At 66.6% G+C, this 22,413-nt stretch carries 24 protein-coding genes and 1 pseudogene; 5 read left to right on the top strand and 20 right to left on the bottom strand.

Annotated elements, in window-relative coordinates; all coding sequences use genetic code 11:
* Positions 1-28: 28 nt before the first annotated feature.
* Complete coding sequence (locus HAV18_RS21715; RefSeq protein ID WP_208102056.1) at positions 29-1,594, bottom strand: MFS transporter; 1,566 nt, start codon at positions 1,592-1,594, stop codon at positions 29-31.
* 173 nt (positions 1,595-1,767) lie between these two features.
* Between HAV18_RS21715 and HAV18_RS21710 the strand changes: the two genes are divergently transcribed.
* Positions 1,768-2,661 (top strand): LysR family transcriptional regulator, encoded by an 894-nt coding sequence (locus HAV18_RS21710; RefSeq protein WP_166959583.1) that lies wholly within the window; start codon positions 1,768-1,770, stop codon positions 2,659-2,661.
* Positions 2,662-2,706: 45 nt separating this feature from the next.
* Here the strand turns inward: HAV18_RS21710 and HAV18_RS21705 are convergent, their stop codons facing one another.
* Both HAV18_RS21705 and HAV18_RS21700 read right to left on the bottom strand, forming a co-directional pair.
* Entirely contained in the window at positions 2,707-3,093 is a 387-nt protein-coding gene (locus tag HAV18_RS21705; RefSeq protein WP_166959580.1) for a RidA family protein, read from the bottom strand.
* Between the two features lie 462 nt (positions 3,094-3,555).
* Complete coding sequence (locus HAV18_RS21700; protein ID WP_166959577.1) at positions 3,556-4,977, bottom strand: cytosine permease; 1,422 nt, start codon at positions 4,975-4,977, stop codon at positions 3,556-3,558.
* Between the two features lie 395 nt (positions 4,978-5,372).
* On the opposite strand from HAV18_RS21700, the gene HAV18_RS21695 reads away from it, so the two are divergent.
* Positions 5,373-6,296: a LysR substrate-binding domain-containing protein gene (locus HAV18_RS21695; protein WP_166959574.1), complete on the top strand. Its 924-nt coding sequence runs from the start codon at positions 5,373-5,375 to the stop codon at positions 6,294-6,296.
* 58 nt (positions 6,297-6,354) lie between these two features.
* Here the strand turns inward: HAV18_RS21695 and argE are convergent, their stop codons facing one another.
* The 8 genes from argE to HAV18_RS21655 form a co-directional block, all read right to left on the bottom strand.
* Positions 6,355-7,518 carry an acetylornithine deacetylase gene (gene argE, locus HAV18_RS21690; protein ID WP_166959571.1) on the bottom strand — a complete coding sequence of 388 codons (1,164 nt, stop codon included), beginning with the start codon at positions 7,516-7,518 and terminating at the stop codon, positions 6,355-6,357.
* Entirely contained in the window at positions 7,511-8,188 is a 678-nt protein-coding gene (locus tag HAV18_RS21685; RefSeq protein ID WP_166959568.1) for a DUF1028 domain-containing protein, read from the bottom strand. Before HAV18_RS21685 ends, argE begins: the two co-directional genes overlap by 8 nt.
* 8 nt (positions 8,189-8,196) lie before the next feature.
* Positions 8,197-8,634, bottom strand: coding sequence for a RidA family protein (locus tag HAV18_RS21680; RefSeq protein ID WP_166959565.1), 438 nt, complete (start codon positions 8,632-8,634; stop codon positions 8,197-8,199).
* A gap of 79 nt (positions 8,635-8,713) precedes the next feature.
* Positions 8,714-10,054, bottom strand: coding sequence for an NAD(P)/FAD-dependent oxidoreductase (locus HAV18_RS21675; protein ID WP_166959563.1), 1,341 nt, complete (start codon positions 10,052-10,054; stop codon positions 8,714-8,716).
* Between the two features lie 225 nt (positions 10,055-10,279).
* Positions 10,280-10,726, bottom strand: coding sequence for a hypothetical protein (locus HAV18_RS21670; RefSeq protein WP_166959561.1), 447 nt, complete (start codon positions 10,724-10,726; stop codon positions 10,280-10,282).
* Between the two features lie 159 nt (positions 10,727-10,885).
* Complete coding sequence (locus HAV18_RS21665; protein ID WP_166959559.1) at positions 10,886-11,515, bottom strand: hypothetical protein; 630 nt, start codon at positions 11,513-11,515, stop codon at positions 10,886-10,888.
* 23 nt (positions 11,516-11,538) lie between these two features.
* Positions 11,539-11,832, bottom strand: coding sequence for a RebB family R body protein (locus HAV18_RS21660; protein ID WP_166959557.1), 294 nt, complete (start codon positions 11,830-11,832; stop codon positions 11,539-11,541).
* A gap of 113 nt (positions 11,833-11,945) precedes the next feature.
* On the bottom strand, positions 11,946-12,503 hold the full coding sequence (locus tag HAV18_RS21655; RefSeq protein ID WP_166959555.1) for an RNA polymerase sigma factor: 558 nt from the start codon (positions 12,501-12,503) through the stop codon (positions 11,946-11,948).
* Positions 12,504-12,752: 249 nt separating this feature from the next.
* On the opposite strand from HAV18_RS21655, the gene HAV18_RS21650 reads away from it, so the two are divergent.
* Positions 12,753-13,583 carry a Crp/Fnr family transcriptional regulator gene (locus HAV18_RS21650; protein WP_243771746.1) on the top strand — a complete coding sequence of 277 codons (831 nt, stop codon included), beginning with the start codon at positions 12,753-12,755 and terminating at the stop codon, positions 13,581-13,583.
* Between the two features lie 78 nt (positions 13,584-13,661).
* Here the strand turns inward: HAV18_RS21650 and HAV18_RS21645 are convergent, their stop codons facing one another.
* The 8 genes and pseudogenes from HAV18_RS21645 to HAV18_RS21610 all read right to left on the bottom strand — a co-directional run bounded on the left by HAV18_RS21645 (position 13,662) and on the right by HAV18_RS21610 (position 19,601).
* Positions 13,662-13,985, bottom strand: coding sequence for a RebB family R body protein (locus HAV18_RS21645; RefSeq protein ID WP_060060907.1), 324 nt, complete (start codon positions 13,983-13,985; stop codon positions 13,662-13,664).
* Between the two features lie 195 nt (positions 13,986-14,180).
* Positions 14,181-14,555, bottom strand: a complete 375-nt coding sequence (locus HAV18_RS21640; RefSeq protein WP_166959553.1) for a RebB family R body protein — start codon at positions 14,553-14,555, stop codon at positions 14,181-14,183.
* A gap of 190 nt (positions 14,556-14,745) precedes the next feature.
* The gene (locus HAV18_RS21635) at positions 14,746-15,078 is read right to left on the bottom strand and encodes a RebB family R body protein (RefSeq protein ID WP_021157934.1); all 333 of its coding nucleotides are present in this window, start codon (positions 15,076-15,078) and stop codon (positions 14,746-14,748) included.
* A 108-nt stretch (positions 15,079-15,186) separates the two neighbouring features.
* Positions 15,187-15,834 (bottom strand): hypothetical protein, encoded by a 648-nt coding sequence (locus tag HAV18_RS21630; RefSeq protein WP_166959550.1) that lies wholly within the window; start codon positions 15,832-15,834, stop codon positions 15,187-15,189.
* 267 nt (positions 15,835-16,101) lie between these two features.
* Positions 16,102-16,371, bottom strand: a pseudogene (locus HAV18_RS21625) (deoxyribonuclease II family protein); the annotation flags it as partial.
* Positions 16,372-16,685: 314 nt separating this feature from the next.
* Complete coding sequence (locus HAV18_RS21620; protein WP_166959544.1) at positions 16,686-17,396, bottom strand: hypothetical protein; 711 nt, start codon at positions 17,394-17,396, stop codon at positions 16,686-16,688.
* Positions 17,397-17,453: 57 nt separating this feature from the next.
* A complete protein-coding gene (locus HAV18_RS21615; RefSeq protein WP_166959541.1) occupies positions 17,454-17,885 on the bottom strand; it encodes a hypothetical protein in 432 nt (143 codons plus the stop codon).
* An 87-nt stretch (positions 17,886-17,972) separates the two neighbouring features.
* Complete coding sequence (locus tag HAV18_RS21610) at positions 17,973-19,601, bottom strand: tyrosinase family protein (protein WP_166959538.1); 1,629 nt, start codon at positions 19,599-19,601, stop codon at positions 17,973-17,975.
* Between the two features lie 885 nt (positions 19,602-20,486).
* Between HAV18_RS21610 and HAV18_RS21605 the strand changes: the two genes are divergently transcribed.
* Together HAV18_RS21605 and trpS are read left to right on the top strand one after the other, a co-directional pair.
* Complete coding sequence (locus tag HAV18_RS21605) at positions 20,487-20,642, top strand: hypothetical protein (protein ID WP_166959535.1); 156 nt, start codon at positions 20,487-20,489, stop codon at positions 20,640-20,642.
* 209 nt (positions 20,643-20,851) lie between these two features.
* Positions 20,852-21,859 carry a tryptophan--tRNA ligase gene (gene trpS, locus HAV18_RS21600; RefSeq protein WP_166959532.1) on the top strand — a complete coding sequence of 336 codons (1,008 nt, stop codon included), beginning with the start codon at positions 20,852-20,854 and terminating at the stop codon, positions 21,857-21,859.
* Positions 21,860-21,972: 113 nt separating this feature from the next.
* Here the strand turns inward: trpS and HAV18_RS21595 are convergent, their stop codons facing one another.
* On the bottom strand, positions 21,973-22,383 hold the full coding sequence (locus HAV18_RS21595) for a VOC family protein (RefSeq protein ID WP_166959529.1): 411 nt from the start codon (positions 22,381-22,383) through the stop codon (positions 21,973-21,975).
* Between the last annotated feature and the right edge of the window lie 30 nt (positions 22,384-22,413).

Below are 22,413 nucleotides of genomic sequence, written 5' to 3'. Positions count from 1 at the left end.
GTCCGCACGCGACGTGGCCGGCTGTCGCCTATTGCGCCTGACGCTCGTCGTTCGTATTCCTTACCTTGCCGAGCAACAGAACGACCAGCAGTGCCGTCACGGCTGCCGCAGCCGCCAGCGCGAACAGCTGAAACCCGAACGCACTCTCGTACGCGCGCAGCAGCGCCGCGCGCGCCGTCTCGGGCACGCCGGCCATCGCGTTGCTCAGATCGCTCATGGCGAGCCGGTTCGCGACCTCCACGAGACGGCCGCCGGGCGCGAGTCCCGGCACGCCGTCGCGCGCGGACGCCGCCAGCGCCGTGCCGATCCGCGCCGACAGCATCACGCTCACCGCCGCGAGCGCCAGCCCGTCTCCCGCCAGACGCACCGCGTTGAAGATGCCGGCCGCCATGCCGGCCCGCTCCTTCGGCACCACGCTCACCGCGAGACCATCCATCAGCCCCCAGGGCAGGCCGATCCCCGTACCGATCACCAGCATCGCGAGCAGCCGGCCGTCATGGGCGCGGTCATGGATGCTGACACCGAGCCACGCCAGGCCGGCCGCCGCGATGACGAGCCCGATCCCGGACAGCACGCCGACGTTGATCCAGCGAGCGAGCTGCCCGGCCAGGAACGGCACCACCAGCAGCGGCGCCGACAGCGCAATCATCATCCGGCCGGCCTCCAGCGCGCCGTGGCCCTCCATGCCGATGAACCGCGCAGGCAACACGATGAGCAGGACGACGTAGGTATAGGCCGGCGCCACCGCCAGCACCTGCACGCCGACGAAGCGCACGTTCGCGAACAGCGACAGGTCGAGCAGCGGCTTGTCGCGCCGCCGTTCGACGAACACGAACGTGCCCAGCAGCACGACGGCGCCCGCGAGCGCGGACAGGACCGATGCATCGCCCCAGCCCTTCTCCGGCACGAGCACGATGCCGTAGGTGAACACCGCGAGGCCGGCAGTGAAGGTGAGCGCGCCGGGCCAGTCCAGGCCCGTGGCATCGGGATCGCGCGATTCGCTCGCGAACAGCGCGACCATGACCGACACCAGCGCGGCGATCGCCGCCGGCAGCAGGAATACCCATTGCCAGCCCACGCTGTCGATCAGCACGCCGGCCACGAACGGCCCGAACGCCGCGCCCGCGCCGAAGGTCGTGCCGATCAGGCTGAACACGCGCGTGCGGGCATGGCCGTCGAACGCCTGGGTGAGCGCCGCCATCGCGCTGGCGAACGCCGCCGCCGCGCCCAGCCCCTGGATCAGCCGCAGGATGTCGAGCCACAGCACCGACGGCATGAACGGAATGGCCGCCGTGACCAGCGCAAACACCAGCATGCCGCCCAGCCAGCTCCGCTTGCGTCCGTAGGTATCCGCCAGGCTCCCCGCCGCCGGCGTGGCACTGCCGTAGGTGACGAGGTACGCGTTGATGATCCAGGTCAGCTCGGCCGTGCTGCCGCCCAGCGCATGATTGATCGACGGGACGGCAACCGCGGGGCCGGCGATGCTCAACGGAATGACCGCCGCCGTCAGGCAGCCGGTCAGGATCAACGGCACGCGGCGGGTGGCGACATGCGTCGCGGCGGCCGTCGTGGCGGGGGTGGTCGTGGTCGTCATCGGACGCGCTCCTGCAAGTCACGGGGACCATCCGCGCCCGCCCGGCATCAGGAATCGCGCGGCGGCGGTGGCGTGATGGCGCTGGCGATTGATTCTATCGAGGAACCAGTCGCCGATAATCCGCGATCATTTCAGGACTAAGATGACGGATCTGTCATGAATCGGAGTATCGAATGGACAGCCTCAACGGCATGACCGTCTTCGTGCAGGTGGCCGACACGCGCAGCTTTGCGACGGCCGGGCGCCAGCTCGGCATTTCGGCGTCGGCGGTCAGCAAGGCCATCGCGCGGCTGGAGGAAAAGCTCGGCGTCCGGCTGTTCCAGCGCAGCACCCGAAGCGTCAGCGTGACGGCGGAAGGCGCGCTGTTCCTCGATCGCTGCCGCCGGATCCTCGCCGAAGTCACCGCCGCGGAGAACGAGCTGGCCAGTACGCACGCGAGCCCGCAAGGGCGCCTGCGCGTCAGCCTGCCGCTCGTCAGCGGACTGATGCTGCCCGTGCTGTCCGCCTTCGCCGAACGCCATCCGCAAATCGAACTCGACCTGGATTTCAGCGACCGTCTGGTGGACGTGGTCGACGAGGGTTTTGACGCGGTGGTGCGGACCGGCGAGCTGAGCGATTCCCGGCTGCAGAGCCGGCGCCTGGGCGCGAGCCGCTTCCTGTGTGTCGGCTCGCCCGGGTATTTCCGGCGGCATGCGCCCCCTGCCGCGCCGGAGGAACTCGCGCAGCACGCGTGCCTGCTGCACCGCTTCCCGACCACCGGCCTGCTGGAGAAATGGCCGTTGCACCGGCAGCCCGGCGATCCCGGCTTCCTGCCGCCGGCCAGCATGACCAGCAACCATGTCGAGACCCTGCTGCACATGGCCATCGACGGTCACGGGATCGCGTGCCTGCCGGATTTCGCCGTGCAGCGCGCCATCGACGACGGCACGCTGACGACGGTGCTCGACGCATGGACGAACGCGTCGAGCACGTTCTGGGTGTTGTGGCCGTCCAATCGTCAACTGCTGCCCAGGGTACGGGCATTCGTCGACTTCATGGCCGGACACCTGTTTCCCGCGACGTCGTGACCGCAGCGAACGTCCGGCCGGGTGCGGGCCGAACGCCTCGTCCGGTTATTTCGCCGCGACCGCCTGGATCTCGACCAGCAGCGACGGCACGACCAGGCCGCTGACTATCACGACGGTCGACGCGCTTGCGTGGCCGCCCAGCCGCCGCTCGCGCACCGTGCGATAGAGCGGCACCAGATCGGGACGGGTCAGGAAACCGTCCACCTTGACCAGATCCGACGCCGCCATGCCCGCATCGGCCAGCACGGCGAACAGGTTGTCCCAGGCGATTTCCATCTGCCGCTCCGGGTCTTCCGGCACGCTGCCGTCGGGCGCGATCCCGACCTGGCCGGAGATATGCAGCCAGCGCGCCTCGACCGGTGCCGAGACGCCATGACTGTAACGGGACAACGGCACGGCGACGCCGGCCGGTTGATGCAGTTGAAGGGGCATGCTCCTGCTCCGCGATCGATTTGTCGGGCTCGCGTCGGCCGGGTACCGGCGTCGGCGGACAGAGGTGCGATCCGGTCGTGTGTGGCAGTACGCGCGGCTGAATCGATGCGTATCCCGCGCGTCCGGCCGGACCGGCCGATGCACTCTACTCCATCGGCGGTTTCCCCATCTCGTCACGATCGACCGGCGCATTGCCTTCCGGAGCGGGAGCAGGAGCAGGAGCAGGAGCGGGAGCGGGAGCGGGAGCGGGAGCGGGAGCGGGAGCGGGAGCCGGAGCCCCGGAGTCAGAGTCAGAGTCAGAGTCAGAGTCAGAGCCGGTGCCGGTGCCGGTGCCAGAGTCAGAGCCGGTGCCGCGACGCTGCGACCACACGGAATGCCGACCTCCGCCATGCCCGCGCCCTCGACAGCGCAGCGCAAGAGACGCCACCGTGGCCGCCTCGCGCGCGTCGGGGCATGCCCCGCTCAGCGCACCGCCGTCGGCGGCATCGTCGCGCCCGTCTGCCGGCGCCGATACGCGCTGTCGCGCTTCGCGAGCCAGTAGTACAGCGGCGACGTCAGCGCGAGCCCCACGAGCCACGACAGGTCCGCGCCGCCGAGATGCGCGGGAATCGGGCCCGCATACATCGGCGTGTTCATGAACGGAATCTGCACGAGGATGCCGATCGCATACGCGAGCAGCGCCTGCGGGTTGAAGCGGCCGTAGATCCCGCCATCGACCATGAAGATCGACTTGATGTCGTACTTGCCCTTGTGGATCACGTAGAAGTCGATCAGGTTGATCGCGGTCCACGGCACCAGCACGACGAGCAGCGCGAGCACGAGATCGACGAGGTTGCCGACGAAGTTCGTCGACGCGCCGATCGCCGCGTAACAGCATCCAACGAAGATCACGACCGACACCACCGCACGCGCCTTCGCGGTCGGAATCCACTTGTACGCGAAGGTCTGCACCGACGTGATCACCGCGAGCACCGCGCCGTACAGGTTCAGCGCGTTGTGGCTGATCACGCTCAGCAGGAACAGCACGAGCATCAGCGGGCCGAGCGGGCCCGTCGCCTGCTTGACGGCATCCATCGTGTCCGCGCCGGCCGGCACCGCGAGCACCGCGACCGCGCCGAAGATGAACGCGAGCGTCGAGCCGATCGTGCAGCCGAGATAGGTCGCCCAGAAGGTCGACGCCACACCGACGTTTTCCGGCAGATAGCGCGAATAGTCCGACACGTACGGCGCGAACGCGATCTGCCACAACGCCGACAGCGACACCGTCGCGAGCCAGCCCGCGAAGCTGAAGCCGCCGCGCGTCAGGAAATCGTCGGTCGTCACGTGCGTCAGGATCATCCAGAAGCCGACCACGATCCCGATGCCGAGCACCCACGTGCCGATCCGGTTCAGGATGTGGATGAACCGGTAGCCGACGATGCCGATCAGCCCCGAACCCACCGCGCCGATCACGATGCCGACGGGCACCGGCACCGACGACGCGATGCCGTGCACCGACTTGCCGGCGAGCACGATGTTCGACGCGAAGAAGCCGACGTACATCACGGCCGCGATCACCGTGACGAGCAGCGCGCCCCACGAACCGAACTGCGCGCGGCTCTGGATCATCTGCGGAATGCCCATCTGCGGCCCCTGCGCGGAATGCAGCGCCATCAGCACGCCGCCGACCGCCTGGCCGACGACGATCGCGACGATGCCCCACATCAGGTTCAGGTGGAACATCTGCACGCCGAGCGCGCCGGTCACGATCGGCAGCGGCGCGATGTTGCCGCCGAACCAGAGCGTGAACAGGTCGCGCACCTTGCCGTGGCGCTCCGCGGGCGGCACGTAGCCGATCGTGTGTTTCTCTATCATCGGGGACGCATTGCGGTCCACGTTCGTCATGGTGATGTCTCCTGTCCTGCGCGGCGATGCGCGCGTGCCGTGTCAGCCGGCGCGCGTCGGGGTGCGCGCCTGCAATCGGGTCCGGATACGCGAACGACGACGCACCGCGTGCACGGGCGGCGGTGTCGCACGAAGCGGACGATGCGCTTGGCGGGGACGGATGATCTATCCCGCCGGCGCATGCGCGGCCGCGTCGTGAACTTCGTGATCCAGGTTGGAGACGATGGTGCGCCACGTGCCTCGCGGCCGGAAAATACTAAAAATATTTCCGGGACATACGAAAAAGCTCTGCAGCGGAAATTCCGGCACCGGGGCCTTTCAGGTAAGGTGCTACGCACAACCATGGACAGATTGCGCCCGCGGCGGCACGCCGGGGCCGTGCATCAGAGGTGCGTGTGGCTCACTACACTTTGCGGCAACTGAAATACTTCGTGACGACGGTGGAATCCGGCAGCGTGGCCGAGGCATCGCGCCAGCTCTTCATCGCGCAGCCGTCGATCTCCAGCGCGATCAAGGGGCTGGAAGAAAGCTTCGGCGTGAAGCTGTTCATCCGCCATCACGCGCAGGGCGTGTCGCTGACGCCGAGCGGCACGCGCTTCTACCGGAAAGCGCAGGAGCTGCTGCGCATCTCGCACGAATTCGAACAGAACGCGCTCGCCGACAACGACGTGATCACCGGGCAGATCGACATCGGCTGCTTCGAGACGGTCGCGCCGCTCTACCTGCCGCAACTGATCGCGGGCTTTCGCGAGCGCTACCCCGGCGTAAACATCCGGCTGCGCGACGGCGACCAGCAGGAACTCGTGCAGGGCCTGACGTCCGGCACGTTCGATCTCGCGCTCATGTACGACCACGACCTCGACGGCACGATCGAGACCGAGCCGCTGATGCCGCCGCAGCAACCGTACGTGCTGCTGCCGGAGAACCACCGGTTCGCGGGCCAGGCGCACGTGTCGTTGCGCGACCTCTGCGTCGAGCCGATGATCCTGCTCGACGTGCAGCCGAGCCGCACGTATTTCGTCAGCCTCTTTCACGAACTCGGGCTGACGCCGAACATCGTGTTCGGGTCGCCTTCGATCGAGATGGTGCGCGGGATGGTCGGCCAGGGATTCGGCTTCTCGCTGCTCGTCACGCGCCCGCATTCCGAATACACGTACGACGGCCAGCGGGTCGTGACGATTGGCCTCAGCGAAACGGTGAGCCCGTCGGGGCTCGTGAGCGCGCGGTTGAAGCGCGGTCAACTCACGAAGCAGGCGCAGTCGTTCGTCGATTTCTGCCGCGAGCGGCTCGCGCAGATCGTCGCGGAAACGGCGCGATAAAAAGCGCAAACACGCACGCACCGCGCAAGGCAGTGCGTGCGTGTCGGCGGTGACGGTTTCAGGCGGCCGACGAAAGATGCGCGGCCAGCCGGCCCAGCATCGCGTCGCAGCCGTGCAGCTGGTCGAGCGTGACGAACTCGTCGGGCTTGTGCCCCTGGTCCATGCTGCCGGGCCCGCACACCACGGTCGGAATGCCGGCCTGCCCGAACAGCCCGCCCTCGGTGCCGAATGCAACCGTGCCGAATGCGTCGGAACCACTCAGCATCGCGAGCAGGCGCGCGGCTTCGCTGTCCGGTGCGGTGGCCAGCCCCGGATACGCGCCCAGCGACTGCAATCGAATGTCGGTATCGGGCTGCACCGCACGCATCTTCGGCAACAGTTCGGATTCCGCATAGTCCTGCAGCTTCCTCGGCACGTCGTGCGCATCGAAATCCGGCAGCGCGCGCACCTCGAAATCGAACTCGCATTCGGCCGGCACGATGTTCAGCGCACGGCCGCCCTTGATCAGCCCGGTCTGCACGGTCGAGAACGGCGGATCGAAACGGCCGTCGTGCCGTTCGGGCCGCGCGAGCGCCGCGCCGATCTCGCCGAGCCGGCCGATCAGCTTCGCCGCATAGTCGATCGCGTTGACGCCCGACGGCGCGTACGCCGAGTGGCACGCGGCCCCCTTCACGTGGCAGCGCATCGCGAGCTTGCCCTTGTGACCGAGCACCGGCTTCAGTTCGGTCGGCTCACCGATCAGGCACAGGCGCGGCCGGTGCTCGCGCGCGGCCAGTGCGTCGAGCATCGGCCGCACGCCGAGGCAGCCGACTTCCTCGTCGTACGAGAACGCGAGATGCACGGGCACGCTCAGCGGCCGGGCGACGAACGCCGGCACGGCCGCGAGCACCGACGCGATGAAGCCCTTCATGTCGGCCGTGCCGCGGCCGTACAGGCGGCCGTCGCGCTCGGTCAGCCGGAACGGCTCGACCGTCCACGCCTGCCCGTCGACCGGCACCACGTCGGTATGGCCCGACAGCGCGATGCCGCCGCGATCGCGCGGCCCGATCGTCGCGTACAGGCTCGCTTTCGTCTGTTCCGCGTTGTAGAAGAGTTCGCTCTCGACGCCGAACCCCGCGAGATAGTCGCGGATGAAACCGATCATCTCGAGATTCGAATCGCGGCTCACCGTCGCGAAACCGATCAGCCGTTCGAGCAACGCGCGGCTCGACGTGTCATTCATCGCCGGGCACTCCGTAGCTCGGCGCGGCGGTCGGGTTCAGCGCGCGCGTCTGGTAGTCCTGCATCTGCGGCCGATACGCACGCCACAGCGCATCGAGTTGTCCGATCGGATCGGCATCGGCCCAGTCGACGCGCAGGTCGACAATCGGCCAGGTCACGTCGCCGGCCACCTTCAGCGCGGCCGAATGCACCGGCCCCGCCTCGCCGCCGGCCGCCATCGCCGCATGCATCGCGGACAGCAGGCGATCGGCGAGCAGGCCGGGCGCCTGTTCGAAGGCGCGCGCCATCGCGTCGATCACGGCCGGCGAAGCCAGCAGGTTGCCGGCCGCCACGCACTGTTCGCCACGCACCGCGTGATGCGTGCCGAGCGCTTCCTTGCCGGTGAAGCACGCCGTCTGCCCCTGCCCGTCGATCACCGTGACCTGCCGGTACTGGCTCCAGCCGTTCGCGCTGAGCGCGCGGTCGAGCGCCGCGGCGGGCGCGAGCTGCTCGTGCTCGATCAGGTCGAGGATCTGCGGGCCGAGCGCCGGCAGCGTGATGTTCTGCGTCGCGACGGCACCGACGCCCGCGCGCACCCACGGGCAGCGCGCGCCCACCGCGATGCTCGACGAGCTGATCGCGATGCCGAGCTGGCCCGTCTCCGGGCAACGCCCGACGATGGAGAAAGTCATATCGCCTCCTACGCGCGGTTCGGCTGCCAGTTGTCCGGGATCACGGCGATCACGTCGATTTCCATCAGCCACTGCGGCTGGCCGAGCGCGGAGACGACGAGCCCCGTCGAGATCGGATATACGCCCTTCAGCCACTTGCCGACTTCCTGGTACACGGGCTCGCGATAACGCGGGTCGATCAGGTAGGTCGTCGTCTTCACGATGTGCGTGAGGTCGCTGCCGGCTTCTTCGAGCAACTGAGTGACGTTCTTCATTGCCTGCTCGGCCTGTGCGCGCGCGTCGCCGAGGCCGATCAGGTTGCCGTCGAAATCGGTGCCGACCTGGCCGCGCACATAGACGGTGTTGCCGGCCCGCACGGCCTGGCACAGGTCGTTGTCGAGCGTCTGGTTCGGGTAGGTATCCTTCGTGTTGAACATGCGGATACGGGTATGGGTGGGTTGGCTCATCGAAATCCTTTGGTCGTCAATGGTCGCGCCGCCGCACCGGATGCGAACGCGGTGCAGCAGGCAGGCAGCATGGGTCCGGTCAGTTCACCGCGTCGGCAAGCGGCTGCGCGTCGGCGTGCGACGCGGCGCCGCCCTGCTCCGGGCGCGATCCCGAGCGGCGCTGCGACGCGTCGTGGTATTCGAGGTAGGTGCGCTGCGTCGCGATGTGATCGGCGATGTGCCGCGCGTCGTGCCACACGCCCCAGATGAAGCTGGAGCCGCGCCGCGACAGCCACGGCAGCCCGAGGAAATAGATGCCCGGCTCCTTCGATACGCCGCGCTGGTGCTGCGGCTTGCCGTTCTCGGCAAACGCGTCGACCTTCAGCCAGCCGTAGTCGACCGCATAGCCCGTCGCCCAGACGATCGACGTGACACCCGCGCCGGCGAGGTCGAGCGCGAGGATCGGGTGCGCGACGCAGTCGGGGTTCGGCAGGATGCGGCGGGCTTCGGGTTCTTCCGGCAGGTCGAGGCCGTTGCGCGCCGCGTAGGCGTCGGCCGCGTCGAGCAGCGACAGGTAGTTCTCGTCGCCGCGTGCGAGATTGATCGCGAGATCGCGTTCGAATGTGGCCACGCCGCCGTCGAACGACTTCGTCAGCCCGACGAGCGTCACGCCCTGGTTCGCGAGCTTGCGGAAATCGACCGTATGGCCGCCGCGCGCGCCGCTCACCGCGATCGTCACGTGTTCGCGGCCGGGCGTCGCGACTTCCTTGTCCCATTCGCCGAGCACGCCGAGCCACCAGCAGAAGTCGCGGCCGCGATACGCGCGCGGCGGGCGATCGTGCGGGCCGACCGACAGGTAGACTTGCCGGCCCGCGCGCTGCAGCTCGTCGGCGATCTGCACGCCTGACGAACCCGCGCCGACCACCAGCACCGCGCCGTCCGGGAGCTGGCCCGGGTTGCGATAGTCGGCGGAATGGAGCTGCACGAGACGCGCGTCGTCCGGCGCGATCGGCGGAATCACCGGGCGCTGGAACGGCCCCGTCGCGACGACCACGCGGTTCGCCTCGATCGTGCCGTCGGACGTCTCGACGACGAAACCCGGCTTGCCCGTATTGCGCACGACCCGCTTCACCTCGACGCCGGTGCGGATCGGCGCGTCGAACTTGCGCGCATACGCTTCGAAGTAGTCGGCGACCTGGTCTTTCGACGCGAACGCGTCGGGATCGAGGCCGTCGAATTCGAGCCCCGGGAAGCGGTCGTGCCACGCGGGGCCGTTCGCGACCAGCGAATCCCAGCGCCCCGTGCGCCAGCGTTCGGCGATGCGGCTGCGCTCCAGTACGAGATGCGGCACGCCCAGCTTGCCCAGATGCTCGCTCATGGCGACGCCGGCCTGACCGGCGCCGACGACGAGCGTATCGATTGAGGTTGTTTCGACTGCCACGGCTGTCTCCTTCTGAAGTGCGGCTCAGTGCGACGTGCGTGCTGTCGCGTGAGCTGGAATGGAGACATTCTGCTGACACCCCGCCGGTGGCGAAATGATGATTTTTGTTGGTGTTGATGAGCAAAAAGCTGGGGGGCGCGGGCGGCGAGCATCACGGGACGACGCGCCCGTGTTGCACCGGCGCCCGCGCAGATGGCGGGCGTCGGCTTCGACCGGTCGCGCCGGCTACGCGTGGGCCCATGGGCCGGCGCCCTGCCGATACTCGATCACGCCGCCGTTGATCCGCACCCGCAGGTTGCCGTCCGGCAACGGCACCCAGTTCTGCATGTCGAGGCTCAGCATCAGCGCGGCGAAGAAATCACGCAGTTGTTGCGACTGGCTGGCCTGCCAGAGATCGATGCGCCCGAGGCAGGTACGCAGGTCGCCGCTCTGCTGCATGATCGTCTCGACCTGCCCGGCCACGTTCGCCGACGGGTCGTACACCTGCGTGCCGTCGGCGCTGACGATCGACAGATGGATCGCGCGCACCGACGCCGGCTGGCCCGGCACCTGCTCGACGAGCGCGATGCAGCTCGTCATCGCGCCGAAATCGATTTCCGTCGCATCTCCCCAGATGCGCTCGCCAACCGCCAGCGGCGCGGGACCTTGTACGTTCTGAATGTCGTAGGGCATGGGCTCCTCACTTGACTCGATGGGACTGCCGGTGACGGGGCCGCAACGTGTCCGGGAAAACGGACACGCGTCGGTCCCGCCGCTCACATCCCGCATCGAGCCTGACGGCCCCGCGGGTCGTGTCGATGGATTCCTCGTCGCTGCGCGCGCGGTCGCGCGCTACGGGCCCTTCTTGTCCAGCAGCGCCTGATACTTCTGCAGGCTCTCGTCGATCTTGTCGAGCGCGACGCTCGCGGCCTCCCCTTCGATCGCCTCCGCGGCACCCGCGACGATCGCCGCGGTCGCGACGAACAGGTCCGTCAACAGCAGGCCCACCGCATCCATCGCCATCCCACCCACGTTCTCGTCGATGGTCTTCTGCGCCAGATCCTTCATCAGCACGCTCTTGCCCGCGATCGCCAGCGACGTCGTCGCCTCGAAGTAGTTGGCCGCCGCCTGCGCAACCATGCCACCCGCCTGCGTGATCATCATGTTCGGGCCGACGGCGATCTGCGTCGTCGCGTAGGACGCAGCCTCCGCGTTGATCGCCTGCACGGTCTGCAGCGCCGGGCCGCCGGCCCCGGCCGGATCGGCGACCTGGTTCGGTGCCTTCAGCGCATCGGTGAGCCTGCGCAGCCGGTTGACCGGCCACGCGCGCGCGCCGGCCTTCGACGCCACGACGTGCGGCGCGACCTCGGCGGGCGTCGTGGCGTCGGCCGGCGTGGTTGCGCCTGCTGCTGCGGACGCGCCATCGTGCGGCGCCTGCGGCGCACCGTCGCCGCGTCCACCCAAAAGGCCTTTCATGTTCATGGTTCAGGTATCCCGAGAGTCGACTAATGCGTGGAACCCGTCTGCGGCCCGGCCGCCGGGGCTTGCGCCGCGCCGCCCGATGCCGGCTTCGGCGACGCTTCGACGGACAGGATCATGGCCACCGCCTTCGACACGACGGCGTTCGAAATCTGGTTCAGCGCCGCCTGCTGCTGCGTCATGTTCTGCGCCGAGATGCCGACGGCCTGGCTGAACATCTGGTAAAGCGTGCCCAGCGCCTGGGCCGGGGATCCCGCGACGACGTTGACATTGGTCTGCGTCACCGCGTCGGTAACCTGCTCATTGACTTTGTCTGCCACGAGGCCTCCTCGGATCTCGGCTCCGGCATGCGATTGAAGGAACGGCGGGCCGGCAGGCCATCGACGCCGCGCATGCCGTTAGGAACGCTGCATGCCCGCGTTCGTGAACGCGCTCATGCGAGTTCCTCGCGCAATTTCTTGCGCAGCAGCTCGACACGCTTTCTGGCCAGCGGCTCGTTGATCCCGAGCGTCGCCGCGATGTGCAGATAGGGCCGGTCCTCCTCGAACTTCAGCGTGAACAGCATCTGCTGCTGCGACGGGAGCGTGGACAGCACCTGCTCGAGACGCAGCAGCTGTTGCCGGAGCAGCAGTTGCTGCTCCACCGACGGCGCGTGGCCGGCCAGCTCGGCCGTGTGATCGTCGTCCCAGCCCGGGTCGAATTCGAGCATGCCGCTTTCGCGCAGGCGACGGCGCGCGCCATCGAGGAACGCGTGGTTCAGCGCCAGAAAGAGAAAGCCGGCCAGGTTCCGGACGCGCTCGGGCGAACGTTGCAGGTAAATGTGGACCTTGAGCGCGGTATCGGAGAGCAGTTCGTCGGCACGGTGAATATCGCCCTTGCACAACAGGCGCGCGCGGCGCCGCAATTTCGCCTGCATTTCCCGCCACGTGTGATCTAGCTGCTGCGCCGGTGACTCAGGCGTCGAAACAGCGTGCTGGTTCGAGGTTGTCATCCCGTGCCTTCCTTTTTCATGGAAAACACAGAATCGATTCGATGCCGAGAATGGCGCTGTTACCCGCGTAACACCGTTATCAAGATAATCGGCCTCTGTAAATTTTCTTGATTATTATTAACGGAAACTTTAATTCCCTCGCCTCTCCTCATCCGTCGATTCGGGCGCGCCGTCGAGCGTGAAGAATGGCATTTCGATGAAAAATAGCGACTGCCGCCGCGATGCGCTTACGCCGGCACGCTGCTGTCGATGTCGGTCGACCAAATGTCCCTGGCGCCGAAGCAAAGCCATATCGGGACCACTTTCCCATTATCTGGTTATTTCCATCATTCATTTTTCACGCAATGCCAAAGGCAACGTTTTTCGCTAGGTGGCCGCATCGTCAAACAACCTTGCACGGAAAACATGCCTGCCCTCGTCAACGGTCGAACGCTGTGCAATATACCGATACTCGCCGATCTTCCGGAAAGCCTGCTCGCTCACATCGAGCGGCATCTCTCGCCCTGGCCCGAACACGGCAATCGGCTGCTGTTCTTCAAGGGCGATCCGGGCGATTTCGTCGCCTTCGTGCACTGCGGCCGCGTCTACAAGACGCTGCACGAACCCGGCGGACGCGAACTCATTCTCGGCCACTCGTTGCCGGGCGAACTCATCGGCGAAAACACGCTGGTTCGCGCCCACCGGCGCAGCTTCACCGCGCAGCTGAGCCCGGACTGCCGCGTGTCGCTGCTGCATCGCCAGTACTTCGCGCCGCTGCTGGCCAATGCGGATTTCATGGAGCGCATCCACGAGCAGCTGTGCCGGCACGTCCACCAGTTGAGCGACTTCATCGAATCGGCGTGCCTGTACCGGCTCGAAGCAAGGCTCGCGCGCCATCTGCTGAACCGCATGCAAGGGAACGATGTCGAGGTGCGGCTACCGGAGAACCAGAGCATCCTCGCCGCGATGCTCAACGTCAGCCGGCCGCGATTGAACAGCAGCCTGCAGAAGATGCAGCGCGACGGCCTGATCCGGCTTCACGAGCACGGCGTGACGATCGAGAAACCGGAGCAGCTCCGGACCATCGTCAACGCCAATTGACGCGCCAGGCGCGTGCGCCGCGACGCGCCGTGGCGGCAGGAGGTCGCGCGCGCCGGGTTGCGCGGCGCGCGGCGAAGGTCAGCCGCGCCAGTGGCCGATGGCGTTCATCAACTGCGCGACGGCGGTCAGTTGCGACGCAAAGTTGTCGTTCGCCGAGCGCGCCGCGGCGGCCACCGCCACCGGCGAGCCGGCGTAGAGCTGCATGATGCCGACGGTCGTGGCGGCGAGGTTGGACATCGCCTGGTTCGCCTGCATCTGCACCGCGTTGTGAAGCAGGATCGCAGACGCATGGCTGTTCGACTGCATGAGCGTGCCCAAGGCCACGGCGGGCGCCTCGCCCACCACCTTGACGTTGGCTTGCGTGACCGCATCGGTCACCGCGGCGGAAACCTGTTCCGGCATGTCGTTGCTCCTGGTTTGCCCGCCGCTGCGATGCAGTCACGGCGAACGCATGAATGGGTCGGTCGGCGACGTGCGCCGGGCGGCAGCATCGGTGCGCGCGAGCGCTCGCCGTCGCGGGCGTCGGCATGACGACAGGCGCCGGGCGGCAGCCACGGGGATCGGGGCCGCCGCCCGGCGTCGACGCCGGGTTACGCGTCAGACAAGCGCCTTGCCGAGCGCGAGCACATCGGCCAGCACGGACAGCACGCCGTTCGAGCCGATTTCCGTCGCGGCGGCGCCGGCGCTCGCCGGCCCGAGCGTGTAGAGCTGCATCGTGCCCACGTTCGTCGAGGTCGGCAGCTGTACCGCGGCCTGCGACTGCTGCTGCACGGCGTTCTCGAACAGCACGCTGAGCGAATGGCTCTGGGCCTGGTACAGCGAGCCCGTCGCCATCGCGGGCGCTTCGCCCACCACCTTGACGTTGGTCTGCGTGACGGCGTCGGTGATCGCGGCATTGACCGCGCACGTCTTGCAGTTGCAGGGGTCTTTCGGATCCTTCGTGTCCGTCGGGTCGGTTGTATCATTTGCCATCGTATTTCTCCTGGTTTGCGAACGGGCGCCGCATCGAATCGGCTCTACCCGTTCTGTCGTTTGCTCCGGAACACCGCGCGGCACCGCTGTTCAGGCGCCGGCGGCCGTGCTGCGGATCGGCGGCGCGGCGGCGGCATCGGCGGCCCGTGCCGCTTGCGCCGCCGCTCAACCACGGCGTTGCGACCGCGCCTTACGGGCGCATCGCCTTCCCGATCGCGATCACGTCGGCCAGAATGGAGATGATCCCGTTCGCGCCGATTTCCGTAGCGGCCGCTCCCGCGCTTTCCGGCCCGATCGTGTAGAGCTGCATCGTCCCCACGTTCGTCGACGTCTGCGACTGGATCGCGGCCTGCGACTGCTGCTGCACCGCGTTCTCGAACAGGATGCTGAGCGAATGGCTCTGGGCCTGGTACAGCGAGCCCATCGCCATTGCCGGCGCCTCGGCGACCACCTTGACGTTGACCTGCGTGACGGCATCGGTAATCGCAGGATTGACCTGGCACACCTGACACGTATCACCCATTTTTTGCTCCTTGATTCACGTAGTTGAGAGGTCGCACATCGAGGCCGGCCGGTTTTGCGTTCAGCTGCCGGACCTCAGCCGCCTGACTTCAACCGCATGCCCCGTGTGCTACTCCATGGACGCTGGCCCGGGGGTATCGTGAACAGAAGTGGTGGCGGTGGCGGTAGCGGCCGGTTCGTGCAGTTCGGCCGGACGGGCGTCGATGCGTTGCAGCCGCTCGTCTATCGCGTCGAACCGCACGGCGAGCCGTTCTGCGAGCGAATCGACGTGCTGCCGGAAGCAGGCGTCGATTTCCTGCCGGATGAGGCCCGTCAGCTGTTCGCCGATCATCGCCAGCGCCTCGCGGGTGCTGTCCTGGAGGTCGGCCGCGCCGGATGCCTGTGCGTCACCCGGCGGCTCGTGCGCGTCGAGTACGCCGGACACCTTTTGCTGTTCCGACGCCAGCATGCCGAGGGTCGTCTCGTTCTGCGCGTCGATCGTCTGCAGGATGCCGCGCATCTTCTCGTACGCCTTCTGCTGGTTGAGCTGCAGAAAATGCTTGACCTGCTCGCGGGCCTCCTGGCGGGTTTTCAAGCGCGGCAATGGCGGGTTCGCGGCGCTCGCCTGCGTGGCCGTGCCGGCGGCCGGCGCCGGCTCGGTTCCGTGACGACTCGGCAGCCGCTCGAGCAGCGCCCGTTCCTCACCCGGCTCGAGGGGCCGTCCCAATCGCTTCTCCGCGAACTGCCGCAGCAAGGGGTCGAGTGCGTCGTTGCTCATGGCTCACGCCTCCTCGATGGCCGCCCGCGGCGCCGGTGCGTGCGGTTCGGGTGCGGATGGACGCAGCGCCGGGGCGCCTCGGCCTGCGTACTGCAATGGATATCGCATGGTGTTCTCCGGGAAATGGACAGGCGGCGGCCCTGCCGGAAATTTCGGCAGGACCGCTGCAGGGACGAACCGTGCGAGGGGTCTGTGAAGTCGGTCTTCGCCGTGCGTCGCGCCTACGCCGGCGGGTTCACGTTACGGAAACGCGGGCCGTAAAACACCGGCGTCGGCCGGCATCTCGTCGTTGTAGAGCACCCAGCCATAGGTACCGGCCGGGTTGCCGAATACCGCATCGAGTGTGTAGAACAGTGCGCCCTGCTTGTCGTTCATCAGGTTCGGCGATTTGGCGAACGCGCCCACCTTGCGGTCGTAGTACGCGTATTCGTAGCCGGTGGCGCCCGCGCTGGTCTGGCCGCCGATGAGTTTCGGCACCTTGTAGGCGAACCACGTATCGACGGGTTGATTCTGTTCGTCGCACGCTGAAATGCTCATGGTGATCCCCGTTGCATCTGGTCGCCGCGGGTGCGGCAAGCGGCGCCCGTACGAAAGCGCGCCGTTCCTCTCGTGGACACGCTCGTTGCCCGGAGCCGGCGCGAACGCCGCTGCTCGCGCGACGTAACTCGACGCAACGCGACGCACGATGCGGCAATGCGCGGGCACGAAGCTGCCCCGCGCAGGCCGGCCGATACCGTTGCGCTCCATTCACTCGCCGCCGGGCGCGTGGTCTTTCTTATTGGAATTGACCTACGCCTCGATCATGTTCCGTCGAATGCGATCTCCGATATATTTTTGTCATCCTAAGTAATTCAGCTGTTTTTATTTCGTAAGCGGTTTTTCAGCGATACCTCTGCGAGTGCGGCTCGATCGCTCAGTGCGTAGAACGCCAGCATGCTGACGAGCATCGAGAACGCGACGCCGCTCGTATCCCAACGCAGCCCCAGGCCGACCGCCAATCCCTTGATCGCGGTCATGCCGAGTGCCATCACGAGCAACATCCCCGCAAATTCAAGCGCGACCCGAACCGAAGCCCGCACCAGCACGCGTACCGCGCTGCGTCGATGCCTGTCCTGGCGGTCGGCCTCGCGCAGGATCAACAGCGCCAGCATGGCCAGCATCGACATCGGAAACCATTGGAGATGGAGCACGAGCGTGCTCCACATCGCGCCGGCATCGAGCGTTCCACCGCAGATGTCGAGAATGGCCTCGAGGGGCGCCCGCATCGCATCGAGCGTCAACCCCGCGCAGATGGCGGCCATGCACCACAGCATCGACCGACGTGCACACCTGCCCGGCGCTCCGCTTTTCGTCGCATAACCCGCCATACCGCAGGCAAGCGCACCGATGCCGCTCCATATCCAGCTGGAAGGAGCGCCATGCAGCCTGGTCGGCAAGTCGCAGGCCAGGTAACCGAGGATCGCGAACGCCATCGCGCCGCGCACGCGTTCGGGCATCGAAAGCATGGCCGTTCGCGCAGGGCCGGTGCCGATGCCCACGCATGCGCGGATCGCGTCCGTCACCGTTGCCGGACGCCTGGCCGGGTCGGCCGGCGGTGCAGTCGGAGCAGTCATGGCCGTTCAGGCGGGATCTCTCATGACCGCATACCACGAGCACACCACACCGGCCGGCGCGACTCCGCCGTTGCCGCTCGCATGCGGAACCGTGCGGACGATCGAACCGGTCAGCGCCGGACGCTGATCGATGCCATTGGGCCAGGGCGCGCTCACGTACCCGACATAGTCGTAGACCCATTCCTCGCCGTTGACCACCCCGCGCCCCTGGAAGCGCACGGTGCCGGGATTCCCGTAGCTGATCCAGCCGTTGAGCTGCAGCTCCCATCCCGGGCCGAAAATGCGCCCCTTGAAAATGCCCGCCGGTGCCTGCGCGATCTCGATCGTGCCGAGGCCGAATTCAAGGTCGTTGAACGAGGTGGCCGGGTCGGGATCGTTCAGGAAACTGCGATAGGTCCACAGGCCTACCAGGCTGCCGGTTTCGGGTGTGTAGCTCATGCCTGCCTCTCCCCTTCATGTCCGCGTTGTCGAAGTGCCGAGGTGAACCGGCGCCAGGCGATGGCGCCGGTTCGTCACGCGCCGTGGTTACCGGACCTCGAGCCGGAACAGTTTCGGAGCAGCTTGCGGAGCCGCACCGGCGACGGCCTGCGAAGCGGGCGGTGAAGCCGGTTGCGTCTGCAGGCGTACGCCCTCACGCGTATGGACCTCGACCTCGTACTGGGCACCCTCCACCGCACTTTCCGTGAACTGGTTCAGCGGAAAGAACGCCCTCACTTCGACGTGCGTCTGGCAGTTCGCGCAGGACTGCACGCTCCAGCGGCTCAGCACGGCGTGCGTACCGAGCAACTGCCGCTCGCCGTCCACGTTGACGTACGCGGAAACCAGGAACGACCCGGCAATCGGCGCACGATTCAGCCCGGTCACGCGCACGACCTTGCTGCTGTTGCCGGCCGGCACGGTCGTCGCCGCCAGCGAAAGCTTCGGCAGGCTTTCCAGCGAACCGGGGCCGTACGTGTAGCCGAGCTGTTCCTCGATGTTGATGCAGTCGAGCGACGTATAGGCGCGCTCCTTGCCGTTCTCGCTCTTCTTGAACGGATCGAGCGGCGATTCGAGCGTGAGCCAGGAGTTGGGCACCGTGCCCGGCGTCGGCCCCTGCGCGTCGACGGAGTTGGTGCCCGGATACTCGGCGATGAGGTCGAGGTGCTGCGTGAAGCCATGGCGCTTCTGCCACAGCCAGAACACGCGATCGATGAAGCAGTGGTGGAAATAGAAGATCGGGTCGAGGCCCGCCGTGTCGTTTTCGCCCATGTCGCCGTTGGCGCCCGGAATCGGCGAGCGGTCGTACTTGTTCGGACCGTAAGGCACGTCGAACCCGCCGACCGCAAGGTGAATCTTGTTGTGTGGCTCCTCGAGCGAGACGACAGGGATCGCGCCTTCCGGAACATTGTCGTTCCACTGGGCCGCGGACGACGTGTTGGAAAACAACGTGTAGTTCGGCGCGTCCAGGCACTGCTCGAACATGCGCTTCACGTTGGTCGGCACCACCTCGCCCTTTACGACGATGTACGACGTGAGCCAGTCCACGATGTTCCGGTTCAGCAACATGACGTTCTGGGTGGCGTCGGGGAACTTGTCGTTGTGCACTTTGGTGGCGGCCCGGTCCTCGGGGGTACCCACGAGCCCCGATAGCGGGTAGCGAACCGTGACGTAAGTCAGCGGCTTGCTGTAGTTCGGATCGTCGCCGTTGATGTGGTCTTTGATCGCACGGTTGAACGTGAAGGAGGCCAGCGGATTCGGAATCTTTACGCCGTCGAGCTCGAAATCCGGGTCGGTCAGCGCCCACGGAATGCCTTTCGTCAGCGACTCTTCGCTGGTTTCGTCCCAGAACGGCAGCATCACCTGCTCGCAACCGGGGATGCTCTGCAGCGCCTGTTCCAGCCGCACCAGGTAGGCACGGTGCCAGGTGGGGAACAGCACGTTGCCGTGGTTGCAATAACCGCCCCAGTAAGACGCCGAACCCCAGCCGGCGCCGCGGAACGGTTCGCCGTGGAAGCCGCCGATCATGAAGAACGAGTTCGGATCGTCGGGCGGCAGTTCCTTGATGCCTTTCCACGCGCGCATCACGTCTTCCAGCGGCTTTTTGTTGCCTTTCCGATATTCGACTTGCAACGATTCGATCGACGGACGAACTCTGACTCCAGATGCGTTAGTCATGATGTATCCAGCCTCCTTCGTGGGTAGCGTTACGGTTTTGCCGCCAGGTTTTGAACGTAAACGGGTAATTAATAAATCAGCGAAACTCGCTTTCAATAGAATTATTTTTATTCAAATATCGCCTGGCATTTTGAAAGCATTAATCAGCGGGCCATAGGCAGGCCCGCGTGGTCGCCTGATCGCCTCCATGAGTGGCGTGGACACGCGCAACAGGCGTAGCCCGCCCTCTGGAAAGGGGCTGCGCCTTCAGATCGCAGGGATGCCGTGGTGAATCGATGCCGATTCGGCAGGCACGAATGCCTGGCAAAGTAGCCGAGATACCCCGATAGCGTTTTATCCTGATTTGGTATGAGTAAATAAAGCAGATGGAATTGGTTTTCGCAAGGCAAAGGCGAGCGAAATTATCAAAAAAATGCGTAATCCGAAGTGGCGATTGGGCCGTTTTATTTTCATGAATAATCCAAGCCATTTACGACGAGATCGTAAAAAACCGACACCGGATAATCACGGGTGCGTAACGGCGTTTATTAATGCAATCGGCCGACGGGTACCTTTCGATCGTCGGCTGTCGCGTGTGCGGGTCAAGGCTCGCGGAGGGCAATTCCGGCCATTCGGCGCGCCCCCCTCCGGCCCCTGTCTCCGACAATTCTTGACTGTCACCACAGCGCCGAACTGGTAGGATGCCGGTCGCGTCGGCATGGACGGCAGCCAAAGGGCGTTCAACCGTCCCTTTTTATGCCCACAAGCGGCCAACCCCGCCGTCCCGCCCAGGCGACACGGTGCCCGACCGCACCCCAGCCCCCGTCGAACCCCGCAACACCCCGGCGTCGCCTCACGCGACCCGTTGCAGCAACCGTTGGAGTGGCGCCGCGCGCGCCAGCAAGCATGAAGAACTCGAAGCCGCCCACCCGCCCCCCGCGCGAGAAAGACCGCACGCCGCTGGTGCGTGCCGGCGCGCTGCTGCTGATGGCCGGCCTGCTGTACCTGCTGTGGCCGTCGGCCGAAACCGCCTGCCTCGCGATGGAGTCGGTCATCCGCTGACGCGGCACGTCCGTCCCCGCACTACGCTATACTCGCGCCATGGAAACCCAACCCGCCTCGCCGAACGTGCATTGCTGGTGGCGCGCCTGACCCAGGCGGCCCGTTTCCTTTTGCATGACCCGAACGTGATGCCGCCAGCCATGGCGGCATTTGCGTTTCTGCGCAGACGTCATGGCCGGCGGCTTCGATAACCCGGAGCAACGACCAACATGACCACCCGACCGACCATCCTCACCGGCGACCGCACGACCGGCCCGCTGCACCTCGGCCACTACATCGGCTCGCTGCGCGCGCGCGTGCAGATGCAGCACGAAGCGAAGCAGTTCCTGCTGCTCGCCGACACGCAGGCGCTGACCGACAACATGGGCCGCCGCCAGCGCGTCACCGAGAACGTGATCGAAGTCGCGCTCGACTATCTCGCCGTCGGCATCGATCCGGCGATCTCGACGATCGTCGTGCAGTCGCAGGTGCCCGAGCTCGCCGAGCTGTCGCAATACCTGCTCAACCTCGTCACGGTCGCGCGCCTCGAACGCAATCCGACCATCAAGGAAGAGATCCGCCTGCGCGGCTTCGAGCGCGACATCCCGGCCGGCTTCCTGACCTACCCGGTGAGCCAGGCGGCCGACATCACCGCGTTCAAGGCAACGCACGTGCCGGTCGGCGACGACCAGTTGCCGATGATCGAGCAGACCAACGAACTCGTGCGCCGCTTCAACGCGACGGTCGACAAGCAGGTGCTGGTCGAATGCGAGGCCGTGCTGTCGGCGGTCACGCGGCTGCCGGGGATCGACGGCAAGGCGAAGATGAGCAAGTCGCTCGGCAACGCGATCACGCTCGGCTCGACGCCGGACGAGATCACGCAGGCCGTGAAGGACATGTACACGGACCCGAACCACCTGCGCGTAAGCGATCCCGGCCAGGTCGAGGGCAACGTCGTGTTCACGTTCCTCGACGCGTTCGAGCCCGATGTGCAGAAGGTAGACGAGCTGAAGGCGCACTACCGCCGCGGCGGGCTCGGCGACAGCGTCGTCAAGCGCGTGCTGAACGAGCGGCTGCAGGCGCTGATCGAGCCGATCCGCGCGCGCCGCCGCGAATTCGAGGCCGACAAGGCCGAAGTGATGGCGATCCTGAAACGCGGCACGATGCACGCGCGGGACGTGGCCGGCGCGACGCTCTCCGAGGTGAAGGGCGCGATGGGGTTGAACTACTTCGATTGAGCGGCGCAGGCAGCAAGTGCGTGAATGCGCGCCGCGCGCCGGACGGTATCGGGCCGGCGCGTGGCGGTCACTGCGTCACGTGCGCGAGCGGGCGGCGCGACAACCGCACCGCGTCACGATACGTGCGCCGGCACGGACGCGTGGCACACCGCCTCGACGCGATTGCCGGCCGGGTCGACGAGAAACGCGCCGTAGTAGTCGCCGTGATAATGCGGCCGCAAGCCGGGCTCACCGTCGGATTGCCCGCCCGTCGACAGGCCGGCCTCGAAAAACGCATCCACCTGCTCGCGGCTCGCAGCCTTGAAGCACCAGTGCCGCTTGCTCATACCAACTTCAGCGGGGTCCAGGTAGACCGCCAGACAGGTCGATGCGGTGTCGTTGGCATTGCAGCGTTCGCCGTAGCCCAGCGCAGTTCCCCGGTCATAGACCTTGGATGCGCCCAGCGCGGCCATGATGGCATCGTAGAACGGGCGTGCCACGTCGACATCCGGCACGCTGATTGACACGTGGTCAAGCAGTTGCATCGCATCTACTCCGTTGAAGGGCACACGAGT

Source organism: Burkholderia sp. D-99, from assembly GCF_011605345.1.
Classification (GTDB): Bacteria; Pseudomonadota; Gammaproteobacteria; order Burkholderiales; family Burkholderiaceae; genus Burkholderia.
The sequence above is the reverse complement of the archived record's forward strand: the minus strand, read 5'-3'. Positions and strand labels throughout refer to the sequence as shown.